The organism is Exiguobacterium sp. s102, assembly GCF_018618635.1.
GTDB classification, from domain to species: Bacteria; Bacillota; Bacilli; order Exiguobacteriales; family Exiguobacteriaceae; genus Exiguobacterium_A; species Exiguobacterium_A oxidotolerans.
The window spans coordinates 109555-134409 of sequence record NZ_JACSML010000002.1 but is presented as its reverse complement, the minus strand read 5'-3'; the positions used below and the strand labels follow the sequence as shown (position 1 = coordinate 134409).

At 47.0% G+C, this 24855-nt stretch carries 27 protein-coding genes; 3 read left to right on the top strand and 24 right to left on the bottom strand.

What is annotated here, in order from left to right; all coding sequences use genetic code 11:
- Positions 1-13 precede the first annotated feature (13 nt).
- The 11 genes from deoC to hrcA all read right to left on the bottom strand — a co-directional run bounded on the left by deoC (position 14) and on the right by hrcA (position 11578).
- On the bottom strand, positions 14-679 hold the full coding sequence (gene deoC, locus KNQ02_RS05650) for a deoxyribose-phosphate aldolase (protein WP_029332908.1): 666 nt from the start codon (positions 677-679) through the stop codon (positions 14-16).
- Between the two features lie 77 nt (positions 680-756).
- Positions 757-1641, bottom strand: coding sequence for an EamA family transporter RarD (rarD, locus tag KNQ02_RS05645; RefSeq protein ID WP_088836531.1), 885 nt, complete (start codon positions 1639-1641; stop codon positions 757-759).
- Positions 1642-1663: 22 nt separating this feature from the next.
- Positions 1664-2539, bottom strand: coding sequence for an EamA family transporter RarD (gene rarD / locus KNQ02_RS05640; RefSeq protein ID WP_029332906.1), 876 nt, complete (start codon positions 2537-2539; stop codon positions 1664-1666).
- A gap of 55 nt (positions 2540-2594) precedes the next feature.
- On the bottom strand, positions 2595-3290 hold the full coding sequence (gene rluF, locus KNQ02_RS05635) for a 23S rRNA pseudouridine(2604) synthase RluF (protein WP_214802710.1): 696 nt from the start codon (positions 3288-3290) through the stop codon (positions 2595-2597).
- Between the two features lie 477 nt (positions 3291-3767).
- Positions 3768-5102 (bottom strand): tRNA (N(6)-L-threonylcarbamoyladenosine(37)-C(2))-methylthiotransferase MtaB, encoded by a 1335-nt coding sequence (gene mtaB, locus KNQ02_RS05630; protein ID WP_214802707.1) that lies wholly within the window; start codon positions 5100-5102, stop codon positions 3768-3770.
- A 5-nt stretch (positions 5103-5107) separates the two neighbouring features.
- The gene (locus KNQ02_RS05625) at positions 5108-5854 is read right to left on the bottom strand and encodes a 16S rRNA (uracil(1498)-N(3))-methyltransferase (protein WP_214805132.1); all 747 of its coding nucleotides are present in this window, start codon (positions 5852-5854) and stop codon (positions 5108-5110) included.
- Positions 5855-5858: 4 nt separating this feature from the next.
- Positions 5859-6806, bottom strand: coding sequence for a 50S ribosomal protein L11 methyltransferase (gene prmA / locus KNQ02_RS05620; protein WP_029332902.1), 948 nt, complete (start codon positions 6804-6806; stop codon positions 5859-5861).
- 24 nt (positions 6807-6830) lie between these two features.
- The gene (gene dnaJ / locus KNQ02_RS05615; protein WP_088836526.1) at positions 6831-7940 is read right to left on the bottom strand and encodes a molecular chaperone DnaJ; all 1110 of its coding nucleotides are present in this window, start codon (positions 7938-7940) and stop codon (positions 6831-6833) included.
- 135 nt (positions 7941-8075) lie between these two features.
- Complete coding sequence (dnaK, locus tag KNQ02_RS05610; protein WP_088836525.1) at positions 8076-9902, bottom strand: molecular chaperone DnaK; 1827 nt, start codon at positions 9900-9902, stop codon at positions 8076-8078.
- A 53-nt stretch (positions 9903-9955) separates the two neighbouring features.
- Positions 9956-10516 (bottom strand): nucleotide exchange factor GrpE, encoded by a 561-nt coding sequence (gene grpE, locus KNQ02_RS05605; protein WP_029332899.1) that lies wholly within the window; start codon positions 10514-10516, stop codon positions 9956-9958.
- 24 nt (positions 10517-10540) lie between these two features.
- Positions 10541-11578, bottom strand: a complete 1038-nt coding sequence (gene hrcA, locus KNQ02_RS05600; protein WP_214805130.1) for a heat-inducible transcriptional repressor HrcA — start codon at positions 11576-11578, stop codon at positions 10541-10543.
- A 77-nt stretch (positions 11579-11655) separates the two neighbouring features.
- Here hrcA and KNQ02_RS05595 point away from each other — a divergent pair, with 77 nt between their 5' ends.
- A complete protein-coding gene (locus KNQ02_RS05595) occupies positions 11656-11835 on the top strand; it encodes a hypothetical protein (RefSeq protein ID WP_088836524.1) in 180 nt (59 codons plus the stop codon).
- Positions 11836-11947: 112 nt separating this feature from the next.
- Here KNQ02_RS05595 and hemW read toward each other — a convergent pair whose 3' ends face one another.
- Complete coding sequence (gene hemW, locus KNQ02_RS05590; RefSeq protein ID WP_088836523.1) at positions 11948-13093, bottom strand: radical SAM family heme chaperone HemW; 1146 nt, start codon at positions 13091-13093, stop codon at positions 11948-11950.
- 60 nt (positions 13094-13153) lie between these two features.
- A complete protein-coding gene (gene lepA / locus KNQ02_RS05585) occupies positions 13154-14977 on the bottom strand; it encodes a translation elongation factor 4 (RefSeq protein WP_029332895.1) in 1824 nt (607 codons plus the stop codon).
- Positions 14978-15210: 233 nt separating this feature from the next.
- Between lepA and rpsT the strand changes: the two genes are divergently transcribed.
- The gene (rpsT, locus tag KNQ02_RS05580; RefSeq protein ID WP_014969761.1) at positions 15211-15471 is read left to right on the top strand and encodes a 30S ribosomal protein S20; all 261 of its coding nucleotides are present in this window, start codon (positions 15211-15213) and stop codon (positions 15469-15471) included.
- A 135-nt stretch (positions 15472-15606) separates the two neighbouring features.
- On the opposite strand, the gene KNQ02_RS05575 is transcribed toward rpsT, so the two are convergent.
- Both KNQ02_RS05575 and holA read right to left on the bottom strand, forming a co-directional pair.
- Entirely contained in the window at positions 15607-16044 is a 438-nt protein-coding gene (locus KNQ02_RS05575) for a GNAT family N-acetyltransferase (RefSeq protein WP_088836521.1), read from the bottom strand.
- A gap of 15 nt (positions 16045-16059) precedes the next feature.
- On the bottom strand, positions 16060-17061 hold the full coding sequence (gene holA, locus KNQ02_RS05570) for a DNA polymerase III subunit delta (RefSeq protein ID WP_214807470.1): 1002 nt from the start codon (positions 17059-17061) through the stop codon (positions 16060-16062).
- Positions 17062-17161: 100 nt separating this feature from the next.
- Here holA and KNQ02_RS05565 point away from each other — a divergent pair, with 100 nt between their 5' ends.
- The gene (locus KNQ02_RS05565; RefSeq protein WP_029332892.1) at positions 17162-17323 is read left to right on the top strand and encodes a YqzM family protein; all 162 of its coding nucleotides are present in this window, start codon (positions 17162-17164) and stop codon (positions 17321-17323) included.
- Positions 17324-17358: 35 nt separating this feature from the next.
- Here the strand turns inward: KNQ02_RS05565 and KNQ02_RS05560 are convergent, their stop codons facing one another.
- The 9 genes from KNQ02_RS05560 to yqeH all read right to left on the bottom strand — a co-directional run bounded on the left by KNQ02_RS05560 (position 17359) and on the right by yqeH (position 24719).
- Positions 17359-19497 (bottom strand): DNA internalization-related competence protein ComEC/Rec2, encoded by a 2139-nt coding sequence (locus KNQ02_RS05560; RefSeq protein WP_251135034.1) that lies wholly within the window; start codon positions 19495-19497, stop codon positions 17359-17361.
- Between the two features lie 23 nt (positions 19498-19520).
- The gene (locus tag KNQ02_RS05555) at positions 19521-20135 is read right to left on the bottom strand and encodes a helix-hairpin-helix domain-containing protein (RefSeq protein WP_214807466.1); all 615 of its coding nucleotides are present in this window, start codon (positions 20133-20135) and stop codon (positions 19521-19523) included.
- Between the two features lie 191 nt (positions 20136-20326).
- Positions 20327-21055 (bottom strand): class I SAM-dependent DNA methyltransferase, encoded by a 729-nt coding sequence (locus KNQ02_RS05550; RefSeq protein ID WP_214765464.1) that lies wholly within the window; start codon positions 21053-21055, stop codon positions 20327-20329.
- Positions 21055-21402 carry a ribosome silencing factor gene (gene rsfS, locus KNQ02_RS05545; protein ID WP_029332888.1) on the bottom strand — a complete coding sequence of 116 codons (348 nt, stop codon included), beginning with the start codon at positions 21400-21402 and terminating at the stop codon, positions 21055-21057. The genes KNQ02_RS05550 and rsfS overlap by 1 nt, the downstream gene beginning before the upstream one ends.
- Entirely contained in the window at positions 21399-21974 is a 576-nt protein-coding gene (yqeK, locus tag KNQ02_RS05540) for a bis(5'-nucleosyl)-tetraphosphatase (symmetrical) YqeK (protein WP_214765466.1), read from the bottom strand. Before yqeK ends, rsfS begins: the two co-directional genes overlap by 4 nt.
- Positions 21964-22533 (bottom strand): nicotinate-nucleotide adenylyltransferase, encoded by a 570-nt coding sequence (locus tag KNQ02_RS05535; RefSeq protein WP_088836514.1) that lies wholly within the window; start codon positions 22531-22533, stop codon positions 21964-21966. The genes yqeK and KNQ02_RS05535 overlap by 11 nt, the downstream gene beginning before the upstream one ends.
- Positions 22530-22823: a ribosome assembly RNA-binding protein YhbY gene (yhbY, locus tag KNQ02_RS05530; protein WP_088836513.1), complete on the bottom strand. Its 294-nt coding sequence runs from the start codon at positions 22821-22823 to the stop codon at positions 22530-22532. The genes KNQ02_RS05535 and yhbY overlap by 4 nt, the downstream gene beginning before the upstream one ends.
- Before the next feature lies 1 nt (position 22824).
- Positions 22825-23610, bottom strand: a complete 786-nt coding sequence (gene aroE / locus KNQ02_RS05525) for a shikimate dehydrogenase (protein ID WP_214765469.1) — start codon at positions 23608-23610, stop codon at positions 22825-22827.
- Positions 23610-24719: a ribosome biogenesis GTPase YqeH gene (gene yqeH, locus KNQ02_RS05520; RefSeq protein ID WP_029332883.1), complete on the bottom strand. Its 1110-nt coding sequence runs from the start codon at positions 24717-24719 to the stop codon at positions 23610-23612. Before yqeH ends, aroE begins: the two co-directional genes overlap by 1 nt.
- Positions 24720-24855 lie beyond the last annotated feature (136 nt).

Genomic DNA, 24855 nt, shown 5'->3' with positions numbered 1-24855 from the left:
TATTTATTGCGAATTAATAATCGCTGTCTGAAGAACCACCTGTTACGATGGCGATACCAGCAGATGCACCGATACGTGATGCACCAGCATCGATCATCGCTTTAGCGCCTTCGAAGTCACGAACGCCACCTGAAGCTTTTACACCGATGTCAGGTCCCACTGTTTCACGCATGAGGCGAATGTCTTCAACCGTTGCACCACCAGTTGAGAAACCAGTTGATGTTTTAACGAAGTTCGCTCCAGCTTTGACTGAAAGTTCAGCAGCTGTTTTGATTTCTTCTTTTGTTAAGAGGCAGTTTTCAAAAATGACTTTAACGAGCGTACCATTCGCCGCTTCGACTACTGCACGGATATCACGTTCCACGAGTTCCACGTCACCGTCTTTTAGTGCGCCGATGTTAAGAACCATGTCGATTTCAGTTGCACCGTTTTTGATCGCATCTTTCGTTTCGAAAGCTTTGACTTCTGGTGTGTTCGCACCAAGTGGGAAACCGATTACTGTACAAACTTTAACGTCGTCGTCAGACTTTAAAAGTTCTGCTGCAAGTGCGACATACGTCGGGTTGACACAGACGCTAGCAAATTTGTACTCGAGTGCTTCCTTGCAAAGTGTTTCGATTTGGGCGCGTGATGTTTCCGGCTTGAGTGCCGTGTGGTCGATCATAGCTGCTAAGTTCATGATTAGTTTTCCTCCTTAAGGATATCCCTTATACTCTTTTTCTATTCTATCACGCAAGAGGTCAGACTTCTATCTTTTTACGCTACTTTCCGCAGTTGTTTTTTTCGAATCAATAAACTGTTTAACGTAAAGACGAGCGCAGCCGACCAAATAAATGTAAACGCGACCAAGTGTGTACGTGTAAAGGGTTCATCATACAAGAGAACACCGATGGCAAGTGATAGCGTCGGAGCAACAAACTGTAGAAAACCGACGACTGTATATGGGATCCGTTGGGCACCAAAACCGAATAAAAGTAACGGTACGGCCGTGATTACACCTGTCAACAATAATCCTGCCGTGACGAACGGTGTGTGCGAGAAGGTCGACGTTCCTTGTACACCAAGATAACTGATAAAAAGGAGTGCGAGCGGTAGCGGTGCGAGCGTTTCGAGTGTCAGGCTGACCGTCGCTTCGAGCGGACGTTGTTTCTTGACGACACCATAAAAGCCGAAACTAAATGCGAGCGCAAGCGAAATCCAAGGGAACTCGCCATAACCGATTGTTAAAATCAAGACACCGATCGTCGCGAGCAAAATTGCAATCCATTCAATCCGTGACAGTTTCTCTTTAAAGAAGAACACCCCGAACACGATGCTGACGAGCGGATTGATGTAGTAGCCAAGCGAGGCTTCGACGATGAAATTATGGTTGACTGCCCAGATGTAGATAAACCAATTCATACTAATGATGATTCCGTTCAAGAAAAACAATCTTCGTGTCCGTTGATTTTTAAACGCCGTCGTCAATTTAGGTAATGCTTTTTGGAAATACAATAACAGTAATAAAAACAAAAACGACCAGACAATCCGATTGGCGAGTATTGCCTCGCTTGAGACGCTAGCTAACAGCTTCCAATAAATCGGAAGTAATCCCCAAATGACATATGCTCCTAATGTGGCAAACAGGCCAGGTTTATTCATCGTTCCATTCCTCTTTTCTGAATTACGAGACCTTTTTCATCTTCATTCGTCCTGCCGATAAACCACTGATCGTAAACAGTGCGACGGCAATCCAGATGAACAGGAAGGCCACGAAGTGAATCGATGTAAACACATCATTAAACAAAAAGACACCGAGTACTAACGTCAACGTCGGTGCGATGTACTGCAAGATACCGACATATACAAATGGAATCTTCGGCATACCGTACCCAAACAGCATCAACTGAACAGCTGTCGCAACACCAAGCATGATGATGGCAATCAAGGCTCCGGTCGGTAAAGCGAGCGGATTCGCTCCCGTCACACCAAGCGTCAACAACGCGAACGGTAATGTCACTAACGTCTCTAGGAATAACCCTGATAACGGTTCTGCCGCTGCCTTTTTCTTTAACACACCATAAAAAGCAAACGAAACAGCAAGCGAAAAAGCAATGATTGGAAACTTCCCGTAGCCGAATGTCAAAATCAAGACACCGATGATGGCACTGATGATGGCAATCAATTGGGGCCGGTTCAAACGTTCTTGGAAAAATAACAACCCAAACAATACGCTGACGAGCGGATTGATGTAATAGCCGAGCGACGATTCGACGATGTACCCTTCACCGATTGCATAGAGATAGAGCGTCCAATTCCCACCGAGGACAAGACCAGCAGCTAAAACGGTCAGACGTTGTTTTTTATTCCGCCATAATCGACCGACTTGCGTAAATTTGCCGGACAAACGTAATAATAGTGTGACGAAGATGAACGCACTGATGATGCGAATCGACACGACCGTCCATGCCGGAACAGTGTCTGCAAATAATTTGTAAATCGGTAACAACCCGCCAATCACATATGCGACGAACGTCGCGCTCATTCCCCGTTTATCCACAATGAACCTCCTTATGTATACAAGTAAAGCCGCCATCATCATGGCGACTTTTTCGTTATTCCTGATCGAGCGTCGTAAATAAGGTTTTCATTTCTGACTCCGTCAAGTCACGCCATTCACCAATCGGTAAATCACCTAACTCAATATTCATGATACGGACCCGCTGCAACCGTTTGACGCGGTAACCAAATTCTTTACACATGCGACGAATCTGCCGGTTCAAGCCTTGCGTCAAGACGATTCGGAATGTCCGTGACTCGAGTTGTTCGACGATACATTCTTTCGTTGTTGTTCCAAGGATATCGACGCCGCTCGCCATTCCTTCGATGAACGTCTCTGTGATCGGGGCATCAACCGTTACGATATATTCTTTATCGTGATTATTCTCTGCCCGTAAAATCCGGTTGACGATGTCCCCATCGTTCGTCAAAATGATCAGTCCATCTGAGTCTTTGTCTAAGCGCCCGATCGGGAAAATCCGTTTCGGATGATTGACGAAATCGATGATATTTCCTTCGATGTCGAGTTCGGTCGTACATGTGATGCCGATCGGTTTGTTCAAAATCAAGTACTCAAGCGTCGGTTTTGTTTGGAGCGGCTGTCCATCGATTTCAACGGCATCCGTCGCTTCCGCTTGTGAACCGAGTTCCGCGACGACACCGTTGATTGTGACGCGACCGGCATCGACTAATTTATCCGCTGCCCGTCTTGAGCAGTATCCTGTTTCACTGATGAATTTATTAATTCGCATAGGTTGTCCTCTTTCTCTTGTTAGAATCTTTCCTCAGTGTAGCGTATCCGTTACTTGAAAACAAAATAATTTATTTCGTACAGCCTGTTATGAAGCGTGAACATGCGATATCGAGAGGCAATCCGTTCGCGCTTCCCTGTCTCGCCTCGTCTTCAAAGCGGCAATCTTCCGCGCCACTATAGCAAAGCTATGCAGGGTCGCGACGGATTGCGCTCTAAATCGTCGTCTGCTTGTCTGGCTTTTTTTCAAGATATTACCTAAAAAGCGTCACGTTTCGTTGACTCCTGCGGGAAAAAGTGCGTTTTCAACGCACTTTCAGAGGCAGGCAAGACCCTGCTCGTTGTCCGTTAGGACCAAGGAGCAACGGCTTGCGCCTCGCCCGAGGAAAGCAACGAATAAAGACGCTTGATTTCCCGATAGCACGTTGTCTACTCGCTAAAAAAGTTCGCCTCCCTGAAGCAGGAAGACGAACTCATTTCAGATCGCTTGTTCTTTTAATGTCTCCATGATGCGGACGAATTGTCCGTCATTCATTGGATAGCCGGCTTTATTGATTTTGACGCGCACGAGTTGACCAATCAAAGATTCGTCTCCCTCGATCGCGACACGTAAGTAATTGTCCGTGTAACCGACGAGACGACCGCCTGCTTCTTCCGAAAACTCTTCCGGAATGATTTCAAGCAGTTCCCCTTCGTATTTTGAAGCATATTCTTTTGCGAGTTGATCCGATAAAGCGATCAAACGCGCAACACGCTGTTCTTTCATCGACTCTTCCACTTGATCGTCCATCATCGCAGCTGGTGTCCCTGTCCGTTTCGAGTAAGGGAAGACATGCAGCTCACTGAACTTATGATTATTGATGAAGTTGAACGTCTCCATGAATTCTTCTTCCGTCTCACCCGGGAAACCGACGATGACATCTGACGTGATGGCACAGTCCGGTAACACTTCTTTCAGACGCGTGATCCGTTCCCCGAACTCCGCCATCGTGTACTTACGACGCATCCGCCGTAAAACGGTATCCGATGCTGACTGAATCGGAACATGCAAGTGTCGGACGACGATTGGCGAATCCTTTAAGACGTCTAACACTTCATCCGTGATTTGACTCGCTTCGATCGAAGAAATCCGAAGGCGTTCAAGACCTGTGACGGACTCGAGTGCTTTGAGTAACTTCGCTAAGTTATAGTCTTTCAAATCTTCACCGTAGCCACCCGTATGAATCCCCGTCAAGACGATTTCTTTGTAACCGGCATCAACGAGCTGTTGTGCTTGCTTTAAGACATCTTCCGGTTGACGAGAACGCATCAACCCACGTGCCCATGGAATGATGCAGAAGGTACAAAAATTATTGCAGCCTTCTTGAATCTTCAGCGAAGCACGTGTCCGGTCCGTAAACGCTGGAACGTCCAGTTCTTCGTAGACTTTTGCCTTCATGATGTTCCCGACTGCATTAATCGGCATCCGTTCTTCGCGGAACTGTTCGATGTACCCAATCATCTTGTGGCGGTCTTGTGTCCCGACGACGACGTCAACCCCTGGAATCGCCATGATTTCAGCAGGCGATGTCTGCGCATAACAACCCGTTACACAGATGACACTGTCTGGATTTTGACGAATCGCCCGTCGAATGACTTGACGACTTTTTTTATCACCCGTATTCGTAACGGTACATGTATTGACGACGTAGACGTCTGCATGATCTGCAAAATCGACACGCGCGTAACCTGCATCTTTAAACAGCTGCCAGACGGCCTCTGTCTCATAATGATTGACTTTACAGCCAAGCGTTTGAAAGGCAACAGTAGCCATTTCGTTCACCCTTTCAGTTCAAAATGATACGATACGGCGGATAGGACATACAGCGGCGCCGTTTCCGTCCGTAAAATCCGTCGTCCGAGTGATGCCGGTAAGAAGCCGGCATCGGTCAACCGTGTTACCTCCGTCTCCGTCAGTCCACCTTCAGGACCAATCACGACGAGGAGTGAATCCCCTGCTTGTAGCCGCGCAAGGGTCGAGGCAAAAGCCGTAGCTTCGCCTTCTTTCGCTGCTTCTTCGTATGCGACTAAACATGCCGTATATTGCGGTGCTTCTTGTAGGACTTCATCATACGTCACATAGTCAACTTGCGGCAAGTGAGCACGGTAGGATTGCTCGGCTGCTTCTTTGATGATTTTTTCAAGACGCTCGATTTTTTTCGGGACCTTTTTCGCATCCCATTTCGAGACCGAACGGGCGGATTCAAAAATGAGTAGTTGATTCATCCCGAGTTCGGTCGCTTTTTGAGCGACAAGCTCGATTTTATCACCTTTCGGCAAGGCATAGGCAAGCGTCACCCGAATCGGTAATTCTGTATCGATTGATGACGACTCGACAATCCGTGCGACGGCCTGTTGTTTGTCGAGTTCTTCGAGCGCACAACGAAATAGGCCGGTTCCATCAAGGACCAAGATTTCATCCCCGACATCCATCCGCATGACGTTTTTCATATGATGGGCGTCATCCTTTTGCAAGGTAAACCGTTCTCCCGAGCGAGCTGTCTGCTCTACAAAGTATCGTTGCATCGGCTCAGGCCTCGCGTTTCGCGATGATTGCGACCCAGTCTTCCAGTTTTGTTGTTTCAACAATCGTAAAACCAGCCTCGGTCATCGCCTCGACCACCATGTCTTTCTTCTGACTGATGATGCCTGAGGCAATGAAATGCCCGCCTGGTAGTGTCAGCTCGTAGGCATCGTTCACAAACAATAAGATGACCTCAGCTAAGATGTTTGCGACAATCAATTCGACAGGCTCATTTAATGCTTTCATCAAGTCACCTTGACGGACTGTGATCCGGTCACTGACTTGATTGAGTGCCACGTTATCCGTCGCTGATTTAACGGCGACTTCATCTAAATCAAGCGCGAATACATCTTTTGCTCCCAGTTTCGCAGCGGCGATTGCGAGGACACCTGAACCCGTCCCGACATCGACGACGCGATCTTGCTCTTGCAAGTAGTTTTCAATCGCTTGAATACAGAGAACTGTCGTCGGATGCGTTCCTGTCCCAAACGCCATACCCGGGTCAAGTTCGATGATTTTTTCATCCGGTTGTGGTGTATAGTCTTCCCACATCGGAACAACCGTCAAGTGACGGCTGATCTTGACCGGTTTATAAAACTGTTTCCACGAATGGGCCCAATCTTCTTCATCGACTTGTGTGAGCGTGACAGTACCTGAACCGATCGTCAGTCCGAACTGCGTCAGCATCTGGATATCACGTTCGATTCCTTTAATCATATCCGTCAAATCGCTACTTTCCGCAAGATAAGCTTTGACGAGGACACCTGTATCCGGATATTCGTCTCGTTTTTTCTCATCCCAAATTTCACCGAAGTTGTCTTCACGATGCGACATCATCTCGAAATCTTCGACATCCTCGATGACGACACCACTCGCTCCTGCTTCATGTAAAATATTCGAGACTGCTTCGACTGCTTCTTGTGTCGTATGGACACAAACTTCTGACCATTTCATTTCCTGTCACGCTCCTTTAGCGAATCACCCTTTAAAGAATGTTTTAATACGGCCAAAGACACCTTCATGCTGCTCTTCGACACCTTTTTCATCACTGATTTCGTTGAATTCACGTAAGATTTCTTTTTGACGATCTGTCAAATGCTTCGGTGTGATAAGGACGACGTTGACATACTGGTCACCATGATGACCTGAACGAACGTTCGGCATCCCTTTACCACGAAGGCGGAACCGTGATCCAGTTTGTGTACCGGCCGGAATCTTCAAGCTAACTTTTCCATGAACGGTTGGCACTTCGATTTCATCCCCGAGTGTCGCTTGAGCGAATGTTAACGGCATGTCCATGACGATATGATCGTCAACGCGCTCGAACAATTCGTGTTCCCGGACACGGACGACGACGTAGAGATCACCGAACGGTCCGCCGTTGACGCCTGCTTCCCCTTTACCAGCTAAGCGAATTTGTTGTCCATTGTCGATCCCTGCTGGAATTTTGACACGAACGTCTTTATTTTTACGGACACGACCTGCACCACGACATGTTTCACATGGTTCTTTGACGATTTGTCCACGCCCGTGACATGTCGAACATGTTGTTTGGTTGACGACACGACCGAACATCGTGTTTTGTTCGACGTTGATGTGACCTGATCCAGCACAACGTTTACATGTTTCTGGGTGCGTCCCTGGTTTTGCACCTGATCCATGACACGTTTCGCAATCTTCCTCGATTGGAATCGTGATGACTTTCTCAACACCCGAGAATGCCTCCATGAAATCAATTTCTTCTACGTACTGGAGATCTTGTCCTTTACGCGGTGCATTCGGATCTTGACGGCGTCCACCACCACCAAAGAACATGTCAAAGATGTCCCCGAATCCTTCTGCGCCGCCGAATCCTGCACCACCTTGCGATGGATCTTGGTGACCGTACTGATCGTAACGTGCTCGTTTATTGTCGTCAGACAAAATTTCGTACGCTTCCGAAATCTCTTTGAATTTTGCATCGGCATCTGATTCTTTATTGACATCCGGATGGTACGTCCGGGCGAGTTTCCGATAAGCTCGTTTAATTTCTGCTGCTGAGGCGTCGCGTGCAACACCTAACACTTCATAATAATCGCGTTTTTCCACGTTCAGTCTCCCTCTCTTTGGCTCCGATTCACTTCATACTGTTTGATTTTACCGAACTTCGTGCGACATGGAAAGAGCCAAAGCGCGGATCACGCTTTGGCTCTCTCTAGCGCCCGAAAAATCGGTCGATTCGAATTATTTGTTGTCTTTATCGTCTACTTCTTCAAATTCTGCGTCCATGACGTTGTCGTCTTGTCCGTCAGCTTGTGCGCCTTCAGCGCCAGCTTGTTGTTGAGCCATGTTTTCGTAGACTTTTTGTGTGAGTTCTTGAACGACTGTTGATAATTCATCTTTCGCCGTACGAATCGCTTCGATGTCTTCTCCAGCAAGAGCCGTTGTTACTTTTTCTTTTGCAGCTTCTGCTTTTTCTTTATCGGCAGCATCGATTTGTTCGCCGAGGTCTTTGATTGCTTTATCTGTCGCGAAGACGAGTTGATCGGCTTCGTTACGAAGTTCAACTTCTTCTTTACGTTTGTTGTCTGCATCTGCGTTCGCTTCAGCATCTTTGACCATTTGGTCGATGTCCGCTTCAGTCAAGCCGCTTGATGATTGGATTGTGATCGATTGTTCTTTGTTTGTACCGAGGTCTTTCGCCGATACGTTAACGATTCCGTTTGCATCGATGTCGAATTTAACTTCGATTTGCGGCACGCCGCGTTGTGCTGGTGGAATGTCTGTCAACTGGAAACGACCAAGCGTTTTGTTATCTGTTGCCATCGGACGTTCCCCTTGAAGGACGTGGATGTCTACTGCCGGCTGGTTATCAGCTGCTGTAGAGAAAACTTGTGATTTCGATGTCGGGATCGTCGTGTTACGATCGATCAACTTCGTCATCACGCTACCCATTGTTTCGATTCCGAGTGAAAGTGGTGTTACGTCAAGAAGAACAACGTCTTTGACGTCACCAGTCAATACGCCACCTTGAACTGCTGCACCGAGGGCAACCACTTCGTCCGGGTTAACGCCTTTGAATGATTCTTTACCTGTGAAGTCTTGAACTGCTTTTTGGACTGCAGGAATTCGTGTTGATCCCCCGACAAGAATGATTTTATCGATTTTATCTGGTGACATACCAGCATCGCTAAGGGCACGGCGCGTTGGTTCCATCGTCCGCTCGACGAGGTCAGCAGTCAAATCGTCGAATTTCGCACGTGATAACGTCATTTCAAGGTGAAGTGGACCTGCTGCGCCAGCCGTGATGAACGGAAGGCTGATTTGTGTCGAAGAGACACCTGAAAGGTCTTTCTTCGCTTTTTCAGCAGCATCTTTCAAACGTTGAAGTGCCATTTTATCTTGCGCTAAGTCGATACCATTGTCTTTTTTGAATTCTGCAACAAGGTGATCGATGATTTTTTGGTCAAAATCATCTCCACCAAGACGGCTGTCACCGGCTGTTGAAACAACTTCAAAGACACCATCACCAAGTTCAAGGATTGAAACGTCGAATGTACCGCCACCAAGGTCATAAATCAAGATTGTGTGGTCTTCGCCTTTTTCAAGTCCGTATGCAAGTGCTGCTGCAGTCGGCTCGTTGATGATCCGTTTTACGTCAAGACCAGCGATTGTACCCGCGTCTTTTGTTGCTTGGCGTTCTGCATCGTTGAAGTAAGCAGGAACTGTGATGACCGCTTCCGTTACTTTTTCACCGAGATAATCTTCAGCTTGCGCTTTCAACTTTTGAAGGATGATTGCTGATACTTCTTGTGGCGTGTAATCTTTTCCTTCAACTTCAACTTTGTAGTCTGTACCCATGTGACGTTTGATCGACATGATTGTATTCGGGTTCGTGATTGCTTGACGTTTCGCGACTTCCCCGACTTGACGCTCTCCGTTTTTAAAAGCGACGACAGATGGTGTCGTACGGTTACCTTCTGCGTTTGCGATAACGACCGGCTCTCCGCCTTCCATTACTGCTACACATGAGTTCGTTGTACCTAAGTCAATACCAATGATTTTTGCCATGATAAATTCCTCACCTTCGATTAGTTAATTGTTGTGTTTCGGATGATTCGAGATTACTCTGCGACTTTGACCATGCTTGGACGAATCACGCGGTCATGTAACTTATACCCTTTTTGGAATTCAGCCGTTACGATGCCCGACTCGAATTCGTCACTTGCTTCCTGAACGACTGCCTGATGCAGATTCGGGTCAAAGGCTTCGCCAACCGCTGGAATTTCAACGACACCTTCGTTTTGAAGGGTTTCGGCTAACTGACGCTTGACCATTTCGACACCCGCTAAGACGGACTTTGTTTCTTCGTTGTCAGACTCAATCTGAAGTGCGCGATCAAGGTTATCGACGAGTGGGAGTAACTTCTCGACGATAGATTGTGATGAATACTTCGCACGATTTTCTGCTTCAATCCGGTTACGGCGCTTGAAGTTATCAAAATCGGCACGCAACCGTAATTCTGATGCTTTTGCTTCAGCAAGTTGCGCTTCAAAATTCGGTGTTGCTTCTTCTTCGACGAGGTCCGCTTGCACGAGTTCCTCTTCTGTTACTTCAACTGTTTCTGCTTGTTGCTCGGTTGTTTCTTCATTACTGAGGTTTTGATTCTGCTCTTTTTCTTCCACTCTGAATCGAGCCCCTTTCTATATTCAATCCAAGCTGTTCTTACGCAGCTCGGTTTGGAATGCTTGCAAAAGATGAATGATCGAATTGATGCCTCGATTATAATCCATCCGTTTTGGACCAATCAGCGCAAGTGTCCCGAGCGAAACGCCATCAACGGAGTAATGGGCACGGATCACGCTACAATCCTTCAGGGCATCGACATTGTTTTCACTTCCGATTGTAATCAAGATTTGATTATCGAGATTCGGACTCAAGAAATCAAACAATGCTTCCTGCTGTTCAATCAATTCTAAGACAGGTCTTAGTTTGGCGACGTCTTGAAATTCCGGTTGGTCGAACATGTTTGCTTTCCCACCCAGATAAATCAAGGGACGCTCATCCTGTTGATCCATCAAAACGATATCGAGTGCTTTCGAAAGTAACGACGTCTGCTCCGAATGTTCGGAACGAAAACGTCTGATTTCTTCCAGCAAACGAATACGAAGATTGCTCAGTGGCGTTCCTCGTAACGTCTTATTCAGACGTTCCATCAGTCGACTCGCTGCCTCACGTGAGAGAGCTTCCGCTAACTGAAGTGTCTTATGCTCAACATGACCTGTATCCGTTACGAGAACGATTACGACGCGTCCTTCTGCTAACGGAATTAATTCTAAATGGTGGAGCCGTTGTCCTTCTTCTTTAGGACCTAATACAAGTGTCGTGTAATGCGTCAATTCGCTCAACAAGTCCGCCGTATGTCTGATCAAGCGATCATTTTCATTCACGGAATGGGCAAATAATGATTTTAATGCTTTTGCCTCTTGCGGTGAGATGCTTTCCGGACGAATCAGATGATCGACATAAAATCGATATCCAAGCTCAGATGGAATTCGTCCCGCAGAAGTATGCGGTTTTTCAATCAATCCCATCTCTTCGAGGTCCGCCATCTCATTTCGAATGGTCGCGGAACTGAACGTCACGTCGTCTCGTTTCGAGAGCGTCCGTGAGCCGACGGGTTGAGCGGTTTTGATATAATCATCGACGATTGCACGCAAAATCAACAATTGACGATCCGTCAGCACCTTCTTCACCACCTTATTTTGTTAGCACTCACTTTTAACGAGTGCTAATTACATCTTTACTATAAGGAATAGTGGAAATGATGTCAACAGATTTGCTGAACCCTTTGAACAGTTTCCCATTATACGATACAGTGAAACAAATGATGAAAAGGATGATCAAGATGCTTGAGATGTTTGCGATGGCCGGTGTGTTCGTTTGGTTGTTCATTGCCATCATCGGAACGACTGCTTATTTCGCAAGAAAATCTAAAAAATAGACGCGTACGAGGAAAATAACGAGAAAAGACGCTTTTATCTCCCAATAGCACGTTGTCTGTACGCAAAAAACCAATCCCGCTACTGTGGATTGGTTTTTTTGTCGTCCTGAAATCATTCAACTTCCGCTTCACCGATGAACTCGGCGAATACTTCATTCGCAAGCGGGACACCCGCCTCCGTTAATCGCAAGTGTGTATCCGTCCGTTCGACTAATCCGCGCGGCAATAACTTCGTGATTGTTTTACCAAAAGCAGCATCTAACGCTATCCCATACTTTTGCTCAAAGTGTTCGATTGACACCCCTTGTTTCATCCGAAGTCCGAGGAACATCTCTTCTTCCATTCGCTCGACACGTGTCAGTGGTGTCTCGTTGCGGACCGGTAAACCTTCCGCCTTGATGTAATGCGGAATCGGTGCGATGTTCGCGCGACGTGTTTGAGCGATGTAACTATGCGAGCCTGCGCCGAAACCGTAATACTCATCATTTTCCCAGTAGACCCGGTTATGCCGACTTTCTTTCCCCGGTAACGAGAAGTTCGAGATTTCGTATTGTTTCAAACCACCGGCTTCAATCGTCTCAATCATCAAACGATACATCTCTGCTTCAAGATCTTGTGTCGGTAACGGGAGTTTTCCTTTTCGTTCTTGAATCGCGAACACGGTGTGCGGTTCCAAAATTAACGAGTACGACGAAATATGGGTGATCGGTAAGCGAAGGGCGCGCTCGACATCGTATTTAACTTGCTCAAGCGTTTGATTCGGTAAGCCGAACATCAAATCGACGGAAATGTTATCAAACCGTTTAGCCGCTTCGTCAAGCGTCTCTGCGACTTTCGCTTCCCGGTGCGTCCGACCGATCCGTTCAAGCAATCCGTCATCAAACGACTGGACACCGAAACTGACACGGTTGACACCACCCGCTTTCATGATATCGAGTTTTTCAGGCGATACGCCGTCCGGATTCGACTCGACCGTGTATTCAAGCGTCTCATCCGTCAGCGGCAAGAGATGTTTGCTGATGATGTCCATCAGACGTTGCATCTGTTGTTCGTTCAGGGCAGTCGGTGTTCCGCCACCAATGAAAATCGTTTCAAGTCGATCGGTCGGGTATTGTTGTAGTGTCAGTTCGATTTCACGTTCTAACGCATCTAAATATTCCGCAACCGGTTGATTCTTTAAAAATACTTTATTGAAATCACAGTAGTAACAGATATGTTCACAAAACGGAATGTGGACATATGCGGCGCGTGGAGTCATTTCGCCTCATCCTTTCTATATAAACAAGAAAAAGGGTGCGTTAAACGCCCCCTTTTGACTTTAATCTTCATCCATCGACAGAACCGACATGAAGGCTTCTTGAGGTACCTCTACCGAGCCTACCATCTTCATGCGCTTCTTACCTTCTTTTTGCTTCTCAAGCAATTTACGTTTTCGTGAGATATCCCCACCATAACATTTTGCGAGAACGTTTTTCCGAAGGGCTTTAATCGTCGAACGCGCAACGATTTTTGTCCCGACCGCAGCTTGAATCGGCACTTCGAATTGCATCCGTGGAATCAATTCTTTTAATTTATCAACGATGACTTTCCCACGTTCGTACGCAAAATCACGGTGAACGATGAAACTCAGGGCATCGACGTTTTCGTTATTCAATAGGATATCCATCTTCACAAGGCGTGATTGTTGGTAGCCAATCAATTCGTAATCCAGTGAAGCATATCCTTTTGTACTCGATTTTAATTGATCGAAGAAATCATAAACGATTTCTGAAAGCGGTAACTCATACGTGATTTTAACACGTGTCGTATCGATGTATTCCATGTCGATGAACGTCCCACGTTTCTTTTGACAAAGTTCCATGATTGCCCCGACATAGTCGTTCGGCGTCATGACAGCTGCCTTGACGAAAGGTTCTTCGATGAACTCGACCTTTTGTTGATCGGGCATCTTCGACGGGTTGTCGACATGCAAGACTTCGCCAGACGTCGTCGTCACGTTGTAGATAACCGACGGTGCTGTCGTGATCATATCGATGTTGAACTCACGTTCGATTCGCTCTTGAATGATTTCCATGTGCAACATACCTAGGAATCCACAGCGGAAACCGAATCCGAGTGCTTGCGATGTCTCCGGCTCGAACTCGAGTGCTGCATCACTTAACTGGAGACGCTCAAGCGCTTCACGTAAATCATTGTAACGGGCGGCATCGATTGGATACAGTCCACAATACACCATCGGATTCATTTTCCGGTAACCCGGCAACGCTTCGATTGCCGGTTGTTTCGCGAGTGTAATCGTATCCCCTACTCGGACGTCTCCAACGGTCTTAATCGACGCTGACAATGTACCAACATCTCCGACCGTTAATTCTTGTTGACGAAGTGCCTTTGGTGTCGAAACGGCAAGTTCTAAGACTTCGAAATCTTTACCGGTCGACATCATACGAATTTTATCACCGACTTTGACCGTTCCGTTGACGATTCGGATTGATGCGACAACACCACGGTACGGGTCATAGAACGAGTCAAAAATTAACGCTTCAAGCGGTGCAGCCGGATCACCGGTTGGTGCAGGCACTTTTTCGACGATTTGTTCAAGAATCTCTTCAATTCCGATTCCTGCTTTTGCTGACGTCGGAACCGCTTCAGATGCATCGAGTCCGATGACATCTTCGATTTCTTGACGAACACGTTCGACATCCGCCGACGGCAGGTCAATTTTATTGATGATCGGTAAAATTTCAAGATCGTTATCTAACGCCAAGTAGACGTTCGCGAGTGTTTGTGCTTCAATCCCTTGCGCCGCATCGACGACGAGAACAGCACCTTCACACGCTGCGAGTGAACGCGAAACTTCATAAGTAAAGTCGACGTGTCCAGGTGTGTCGATCAGATGGAGGATATATTCCTCACCATCTTTTGCTGTATACTTCAATTGGACGGCATTCAACTTGATTGTAATTCCACGTTCCCGTTCGAGATCCATGGCATCAAGCGTTTGGTCTTTCATTTCACGTGACGTCAAAGCGCCTGTTCTTTCTAGAATACGGTCAGCGAGCGTCGATTTCCCGTGGTCGATATGGGCGATAATCGAGAAGTTCCGAATGCTCTTTTGCCGTTTTAAACGGTCTGCATTATTCATGTTTATAGTCACCTTACCTTATATTCAAACGTACATACGCTTCATTATAACAAAAATCAGACGAGCTGTACCATCCCGTTTTGTTTTACCGAAAAACAAAAATCCAAAGAAACCCTAGAGCTGTTATTGCTTTTAAGAAAAACGTTTGCTACAATTGTGTTTGTTCTGTTGAACGATAAATGCAGATATGCGAATATAAATCTCGAATGAGTTTTCTTGGAGGTGAATCATCCATGGCTAACATTAAATCAGCAATCAAGCGTGTTAAAACAGCTGAAAAACGCCGCGTCGCTAACGTACAACGTAAATCGTCAATGCGTTCAGCTATCAAAGCAGTCGAAACTTTCGCTACTGAAGGTAACAAAGAGCAAGCGCTCGTAGCTTTCAACACAGCGTCTAAGAAAATCGACAAAGCTGCTGCTAAAGGTCTTATCCACAGCAACAAAGCTGGTCGTGACAAATCACGTCTCGCTAAACTCGTAAACGCACTTTAATTCTTTCCGAAGAATACGGTGATCGATCGCCACTAGGGGCTTCCCCGGTGGCGATTTTTTTGTGCTTAAAAAAGAGACCGACTCCAAAAGAATGCTTCCTTTCGAGTCAGTCTCAGTTGATTTGAATACTTCGTTTCAATACGTCAATCGATCGACCATCACGTGATGCGGACCAATTCCTTCGATTTCAAATTGCTCACTCGCAATCTTCATTCCAAATCGTTCGTAGAACGGAACTGCGACTAGCCGGGCATTACACCACCAACCAGTAGCTTGCCGTTCCTTTAAAATTCGTCGTGCTTCTTCAAGCAATGCAATCCCGTATCCTTCACCACGTACATCCGGACTCGTCGCCATTCCTCGCAATTGATATGTCAATTCGGGAGCTGTATCATATGACCGTTTTGCAAATGAGCCGATTGCGACAATTTTACCGTCCTTGACGCCTCCGAGGTGAAACGTATCTGTCGCCAAGTCGTCCGGATACGTGCACGCCTCAATCGGTTGATGCGGACGTAAGACGCCATGACGAAGTGGAATCACTTCTGTTGCTTGAATCATTCGAATTTCCATTAGTTAGTCAGCTCCTCACAAAGTCGCTAGTCGGACGATTAGTGAATCAAACAATATTCGCTTATCACCACGCCCAGTCTTCATCCCTTCATCAGTCGTCGTGATGGTGATTAACGCTTGTTCGAGTTGGGCGAACGTAAATCGTTTCCCGGACTGCAATGCTAATTTAATCGCATATGGATGCGCCCCGACCTTTGAAGCAATTTGTCGTTCACCATAACCTTGTTCCGCCAGGCGCTTAGACAGTAACATCATTCGGTACTGACGTGCCATCAAACCGAGCAGCGCTAATATTTCCTGACCTTGCTTTTCTAAGTCACGAATCAGGCGAATCGCAGGCTCAAGTTGACGTTTCATTAAGTAATCCGTCAATTGAAAGACATTGTCTTCAAGTGTCCGCGGTACTAACAAATCAACATCCGCCAATTCAATCGTCGGATGATCGCCTGCATAAAGCATCAGCTTATCGAGCTCATGCGCTAGCGTTCCCCACATTTCTCCTGTCAAAAAGATTAACCGTTCAATTGCCGGTCGCTCCATCCGGTATCCTTTGTCATTAACAGTACCCATCGTAAAGCGGAATAATTCTTCCGAAGTCGGCTTTTTTGCTTCGAGGACCGTCGCACGATCTTTCAACCGCTTGACGATTTTTTTTCGTTCATCCAGTTTCTCCGCTTCGACAATTAAAACGACGACTGCATAATCTGCCGGTTGTAAGACATATTCCGCTAATCGATCAACGTTATGCGTTTTTTTATCTTTCGCGCCCGTCAGAAAAGTCGCTGGTTTTGCAACCACGACACGGTAATCACTTAAAAAAGGAACTGTTTCCGCCTCATCTAACACGGCATCGAGAGGCTGATCGTTTAAATCGATCTTCATGTAGTCAAATCGTTCGCCATCTGGTAATGCCGCCTTCACGATTTCACGTTCCCACTCCTCTAAAAGATGACGCTCCGTCCCATATAATAAATAAAGGTTAGCCAACTTTCCGTTGACAAGCCAAGGTGTTTTCATCATTCCCACCACATTTCACAGTTTGTTCTTAACTTCATCATAGATAATCCTCTTTTATTCCGCTATACTAGAAGCGGAATCTATTAAGGGGGAATGCAGCATGGCACATTCAGTACGCCCACCAAGTGAAAATGCGTTTGAAAACGATATTCAATCAAAACGTAATGACGCGCTTGACTCAGCCGTCGGTTTTGGCGCTTCATTTGGTTTCTTCGCCGTTTTATTCATCATTGGCGTTTTAATCAAATTCTTAAGTCTATAATCACTAAAACAGCAACCTTGGGGGGTTGCTGTTTTTTATTTTATCATAGCTTCACAGCCTGCTGAAGAACAAGTTATCATCCCGTCCCTGTCCGTCCGCCAAATCGTCCGCTGATTTCCGATGCGATCTAACACTTCTTCATGCGGGTGACCATAACGATTATTCCGTCCCGCGGAGATGATGACTGTTTCTGGATTCGTTTGTTGCAACAAGTCGAGTCCCGTCGACGTCTTCGAGCCATGATGACCCGCTTTCAAAATATCGATTGGTCCAAGGTTCCAACCTTCTTCTTGTTCAATGCTCGCGTCACCCGTCAACAAAACCCGTTTTCCTGCAACGTCCGCAAGCAACACGATGGAACGGTCATTCTCCTCTGCTTCTGATTCGTCAGGTGCAACAACAGTAAGCCAAGGTCGTATCTCTCGCCCTGCCTTGACGAACTCCACTTTGGTCCCTGTCGCTTCAATCTGCTCCAGCAAACGATGCCGCTTTTCATCCTGATTATCGTATCTTCCGAAATAAATCGTATCGACACGAATTTTCTTTAATAACCCGATGACACCTCCAATATGATCATTGTCAGCATGAGTCAAGATGAGTCCGTCGATTACTGTCTCCGCGCGCGTATGAAGAAAAGGCGCAACGATTTGACTACCAGGGTCGAACGGACGTAACGTGGGACGTTGTGATAACGTAAACGCCCCGCCTGTGTCGATGACGAACGTTTCTCCATCCTTCTCGATTACCGTACTATCGCCTTGACCGACGTCGAGAAATGTCACCTGTTCTTCCGTCCTTAAATCCATCGATACACTTCCAAGAAGGAGAGCACAGACGGGAAGAAGATGCCCCCACCACTTTTGTTCCGCTACATACCATCCGATTAAGACGACGACTATAACGAGCAAAAAGAGTGGTAACGACAATAAGTGGACAGCAACGGTCGGAACAGGTAACTGCTCCGCTTGCGCGAGGGCAAGATCAAGTACACCAACTGCTCGCTCGTGGAGCGTCATGAATGTATCCGTGACTGGGAAAAACAAGAGTAAGCCTACTAGAAAGGAAAGCGGAAGGATGATCCATTCGATCCAGGCTCCAATGACGAGGTTCAACAGAGGCGACCATGGCGAAACTTCCGTTTGTTCCGCCATTTGCAAGACTAGGCTCGTTAAGATTTGCGCCCAGACACTAATTAACAACCAGTTCCAAGGACGTTTTACTTTTTGCCAGATCTTGCGCGACAATAATAAAAAAATCGTTAGTCCGACAGTCAACTGAAAGCCGATATCATAAAGACTCGTATAAGAATAGGCGAGTTGCGCTGCTGCAACATAGGCAACCACGAGGAGCGGGTCTGTCCGTCGTCCGAGACGCTGATAGAGCATCAAGATGAACGCGACGCAGACTGCACGCGTGACCGGCGCACTCCATTCCGTCAGCCAACCATATAACGGTAATAAGACAAGGACGAATTCCGCTCTTCGTTCACGCGTCAATCGGCACTTTTTCAAAATCCATAATATCGTAAAAATCAAAAAGGCGATATGTGAACCTGAAATGACGATTGCGTGTAACAATCCAAACTTCTTGAAGCGATCAAGCGTCAACTGATCCATCAATCGGTCCTCACCTAGCACGAGCGCTTCGATATACAAGGCTTGTTTCGCCGGAAGTCGTTCAATCCGGTCCATCCATGCTTGGCGCATCCTGCGTCCCTGCGCGTCAAATCCAGGTGTATCGGTACACGATCCCCATTCTTTCACTTCGAATTTTCCTGCTAATCGTTCTGTACGCATCCAGCGCGCCTCGTCAAAGCCGCCACGATTGACACGGGGTAAAACCATTTTTTCCGTCAGTTCGACTTGACATCGTCTTCCAATTCGCTCGTAATCGAGATCCTGATGTTCATCTAGCGTCGCCGAAACGATCAACTCCTGTTGATTCGCAGTCGCCAGGTACCGAATCCGATCTCCATTTTGCTTCGCGTCCAAAATATCAATTGTCTGAATCGGTGTCGTATCAACGAAATCTTGTCCGTACACGATGAGCACTACGACCAACAGACTCATCAAGACAAGGCGTGTCGAAGTAAAAGACCAGCTTTTAATGGTCAAAACGAGACAAATCACACCTACGAGCCAAAGTGACTCTTTGATTGCGATCAATACAATCATGAAAAATAACGGGAATAACGGCATCAGTAAACAATGAAATAGGCTCTCAATGTTTCAAGCGTCTTGTCACCAAATCCCTTAACCTCTCCTAAGTCTTCATAACGCGCGAACCCGCCCTTTTCTTCACGATAGGCTAAAATCGCGTTCGCTTTAGCTGGACCGATTCCAGGGATTTCAAGTAACTGTTGCTCCGTCGCAGCATTCAAGTCGAGCAGACCAGTCGGCACATCTGCTTGTGGCACTTCTTCTTTCGGTTGTGTAAGTTTCACTTTTTCTTTTGTCGGAACAATGACTTCCTGACCGTCAATCAACCGTGCCGCGAGATTCATTTCTGTCACATCAGCAGCTTGTGTCAACTCCGCACGAACGACTGCGTCTTTAATCCGGTCGCCTAACTTAAAGGAATAGGGTCCCGGTCGCTTGACTGCCCCTTTCACATCAACCATGATTTTTTTGTTTAAGAGGGTCTGCTCCGTGGACCCTTGATCTTCTGCTTTGACGTCTTGCTCATGCTTAACGATTGCTGGTTTGTCGACGAGCGCTTCTTTCGAACACGATGGTAACGGGACGAACAGTACGATTATCAGTAACACGACAACAACAACACTCGCGATTTGTTGAATCCGGGGAATAGTCATCGGTCTCCCTCCTCTTGCCTCGACTTTACCAGGCTCGAGTCGTCACGTAGCTTTGAGTAATTCGTTTTTCTCGTGGTGTTAACTGACAAATCAATTCCTCAAGAAATCTTTTTCATGTAAATCGTGTATTTTTCTTTAACATACAGCACAAAAAACCGCTGCGAAAGTTTCCTTTTGCAACGGTCCATCCATTATATTTTTTCAGCTACAAAGAAAATTCGTTCGGCCGTCGGTGTTGGTGCATCACTCGTGAAATCACCTGTTACGGCGAGCGTCCGGAATCCTGCTTCACGAAGCCACGTCACGTATTGTTCCGGCGGATACGTCCGTTGATGATGTGTCTCGTCAACACGGTCGTAACGTCCATCTTCGTCTTCGATGAAGAACGTCAATTCGTGGACGACGGACAGTGGTGCTTCTCCGGGATCGGCAAACCAAATATAAGAACTTTGTTCGGCGTGTGTCGCATATGTTTTCCCGTTAAAGAGTGTTTCCATCTTATGCGGGGAATGCACATCAAACAACAACTTCCCGCCTTCTTTTAACGTCCGTGCCGCATGTTCGAACGTCTGTTGCACATCCGCTTCTGTCTTCAGGTAGTTGAGCGAGTCACACAAAATCGTCAGCGCATCGACTGGAGCAGGCAATTCGATTTCGCGCATGTCTTGACACCAAAAATCGATTTTTTGCTGTTGTTCCATCGCTTTTTCTTGTGCAATTTCAAGCATCTCTTCCGATAGATCGATACCTGTCACGCGGTAATGCTCAGCGAGTAACAACGTCGCCGTTCCTGTCCCACAACCGACGTCAGCAATCGTACTGTTTGCTTCGACGTATTGCGATACCCAGGCGACCCATTCGTCGTAGGGAACATCTTGCATCAACTCGTCATAGACGTATGCAAACTGTTCGTACGCCATCAGTCGATCTCGACTTCTACTTTAGGTGCGTCTGACCAGAGTTTTTCAAGGTTGTAGTAGTCACGGTCATCACGGTGGAAGACATGCACAACAACATTTTCAAGATCGGCGAGTACCCAACGCGCTGCGTCAAGTCCTTCGAGACGTTTGATCGGAAGTTCATTTTTATGCGCAACTTCTTTCACTTCACGTGCGATCGCTTGAACTTGCTTTTCTGATCCACCTTCACAAATCACGAAATAATCTGCGATTGGAGAGATGTTTTTCATATCTAAAACGATGATATCTTCTGCCCGTTTATCATCAATTGCATTTACGATTAATTTTAATTCTTGTTCGACTGTCATAGGACGGTCCCCTTTCGTTTAGCCGTGACGAACGCATTATACGTTTCAATCGTCAACGGAAAAATCACTGTTTGTTTGTTACATAAAAATTGGATGGTATGCGCAAGCGTCGCGATGACGGCGTCCGTTAAATCGGCGTCTGCAATTTTACGTAATGTTTCAACGCCTGGATACGTACGATTCGGCTCAATCGCATCGGCGACGAAAATCACTTGATCGAGCAACGGCATATCCGGAGCACCGGTCGTATGATTCGCGATTGCTTGGTAAATCACCGTATCCTCGATACCGAGTTCACGTTTGACGAGTTCTGCGCCGATTGGCGCGTGCAAGAGCTCATCGTCATAATCGAGCAACTCGAGCTGTCCGAGTTCGCGAGCGAGCGTCCGCATTTCTTCGGTGTCCCGATACTTCGCATAATCGTGCAGCATCGCAGCGAACGCTGCCGTCTCCTCGTCGACACCGTTTCGCCGCGCGAGTTGACGAGCTGTTTCAACAACTCCAAGCGTATGCACATAACGCTTATGCGGGAGTGTTCGTTTAATGATATCGTCTGCTTCTTCAAGTAACATACAATTCCCACTCCTCGATTAGTTGTCGGACAGCTTCAGGAACAAGGTAACGGATACTTTTACCGCGGGCGACACGTTTTCGAATGTCCGTCGAAGACACTTCAAGCGACGGTAAGTCGACTGCTGTCACCTGCGCACCTGCCGGAATCAAATAACGACTGCCTGGACGTGCGACCGCTCCGAATTGAACTGCCTCAAACAGGCGGTCTGCTTGATACCATGTATCAAGGCTCGCAAGCGAGTCTGCCCCGAGTAGAAACACGAACTCGTCTGTCGGATACCGTTTTTTCAATTCGAGAACCGTCTCAAGCGTATACGATTTTTCCTGACGCTCGAACTCAATCGTCGAGACGGAAAACGCATCGTTTGCCTGGACAGCGGCTTCAACGAGCTTCAACCGTTGCGCAGCACTCGTCACGTTCGCCGCTTTATGCGGAGGGACGTTCGCAGGTAAAAACCAAACCGCATCAAGATGCAGTTGTTCCTTTGCTTGTTCCGCTATCAATAAATGACCGATGTGGGGCGGGTCAAACGTTCCGCCCATCAAACCAATCTTCATCGTGGTAATTGTAACGTTTTATTCTCTTTCGATTCTTTGTAGAGAACAACAACTTTACCGATGACTTGAACGAGTTCAGCATTTGTTCCGTCGACGAGTTCAGCCGCTACGTCTTTTGGTGTGTCGGCACAGTTCTGCAAAACTTGGACTTTCAATAATTCACGTTTTTCGAGTGCATCAATCAAATCCGCACACATCGCTTCTCCAACGCCATTTTTCCCCACTTGGAAAATCGGGCTTAAATCATGTGCTGTCGCACGTAAAAATCGTTTTTGTTTACCTGTTAACATATCAATATTCCTCCAATTGCTTTCGAATCACCTGCTCACCAAGCGTAAGATCAGGTGCATGACCGGTGAAGCGTTCAAATGCTTCAGCCGCTTGTAAAACGAACATCGGGACGCCGTCTAGTGTCGCGAGTCCTCGAGCCGAGGCATCACGTAGTAGTTGCGTCGGAGTCGGTCGATAAATAATATCACAAATCAGTGCCGTCGTCTCGGTCAATACGATTGGTGTTGCTTCGATGCGTGGCATCATACCGACCGATGTCGTATTGATGATTGTGTCATACGGCGTTAAATCTGGTGACTCCGACCAGTCGATTGCCTGCGCCTGAAATTCAGCGGCAAGCGCGCGCGCGCGTTGATTCGTCCGGTTCATGAGTGTGACAGTCCCGTCGAGCGCTGCGACGATTCCTCGCGCCGCCCCGCCCGCGCCAATCACAAGAATGTTTTCTGACGATTGTCTTGCGGACAAGGCACGAACGAATCCCGTCCCGTCCGTATTCGCACCGACCAGTTCCGTCCCGTCAAAATAGACCGTATTGACCGCCCCTGCTTTTTCAGCAGAAGGCTCGAGTCGATCAAGAAACGGGATGATTGCCGTCTTATAGGGAATCGTGACGTTAATCCCGTCGAGCTCGCGCATCCGTAATTGCCGGACGACCTGCTCTAAATCGTCTGCTTCGACATCTATCATACTATAACAGCCGAAAAGCCCAGCCGCTTCCAGCCATGCCTCGTGCAGCACGGGTGAAAGTGAATGGGCAATCGGATGACCGATGACAGCGAAACGCATCAGACGAGCGCCTCACGTAAGGAAACAGCAACACCTTTAGGCGCGTAGGCAGCTACTCGTCCACCTTTTCCGTGAACTGCAACCCAACCGAGTCCACTGAAGACGATATCTGTTTTCATGTTGTCACGTAAGCTGAACTCATGACGGACGAGCGGTGGTAACATCTCAAGCGTTTTTTCATTCGGAGGCGATAATAACTCTCCATTATGATTTGCATAAAGATCGTCCGCCTTATCTAACTTCGTCCGGTGAACCTTGAGTTCATTTGACATATAGATGACGAATGAACGTTTGTTCCCTTCCATGTAGTCAAGGCGTGCTAAACCACCAAAGAATAACGTTTGTTGCGGGTGGATTTGGAAGACTTGTGGTTTGATTTCTTTTTTCGGCGTAATCAATTTCAAGTCGCGCGCATCGACATAGTGCGCCATCTGATGATGATTGATGATTCCTGGCGTGTCGTACAGGTTACAGTTGTCATCTAGCGGAATGTCGATCAAATCGAGTGTCGTTCCTGGGAAGTGACTGACGGTGATGACGGCCTCTTCTTCTTCACCAAAACGTTTAATGACTTGGTTGATGAGCGTTGATTTCCCGACGTTCGTACAGCCGACGACGTAAACGTCGCGCCCTTTACGATAGTAGTCAATCTTCTCGGCTAATTCATCGACGCCATGCCCTTTTTTCGCACTAATCAAGTGAACATCTACCGGACGTAAGCCCAGTTCCTTCGATGTTTGGCGCATCCAGTTCATCAAACGATTCGGATTAAGTGATTTCGGCAACAAATCTGCCTTATTCCCGACAAGCAGGACATCATTTTTTCCGACGAAGCGGTGTAATCCTGGTAACCAACTTCCGTTGAAATCAAAAATATCAACGATTTTAACGACGAGTGCATCTTTTTGACCGATTCCGTCTAAAATTTTGACAAAATCATCGTCCGTCAATGCAACGTCTTGAATTTGGTTGTAGTGTTTCAGTTTAAAACAACGTTGGCAAATGACCATTTCACGGTCAAGTGCAGATTTAGGCGCATAACCTGGTGCTTTCGGATCCTCTGTTTGAATCTCGACACCACAGCCGGCGCAATGAATTTCTTCGTTCATATGTGTGTTGAGCCGCATCGGGAACTTTCCCTTCTCTATTCAACGTAGCACCCTGCACGCTACTCCAAGAGCGTAACTTCCGACCTATTGCCGTACATGTTGCGACTACTGCCTATCCTTTCATCTACCGGTATGA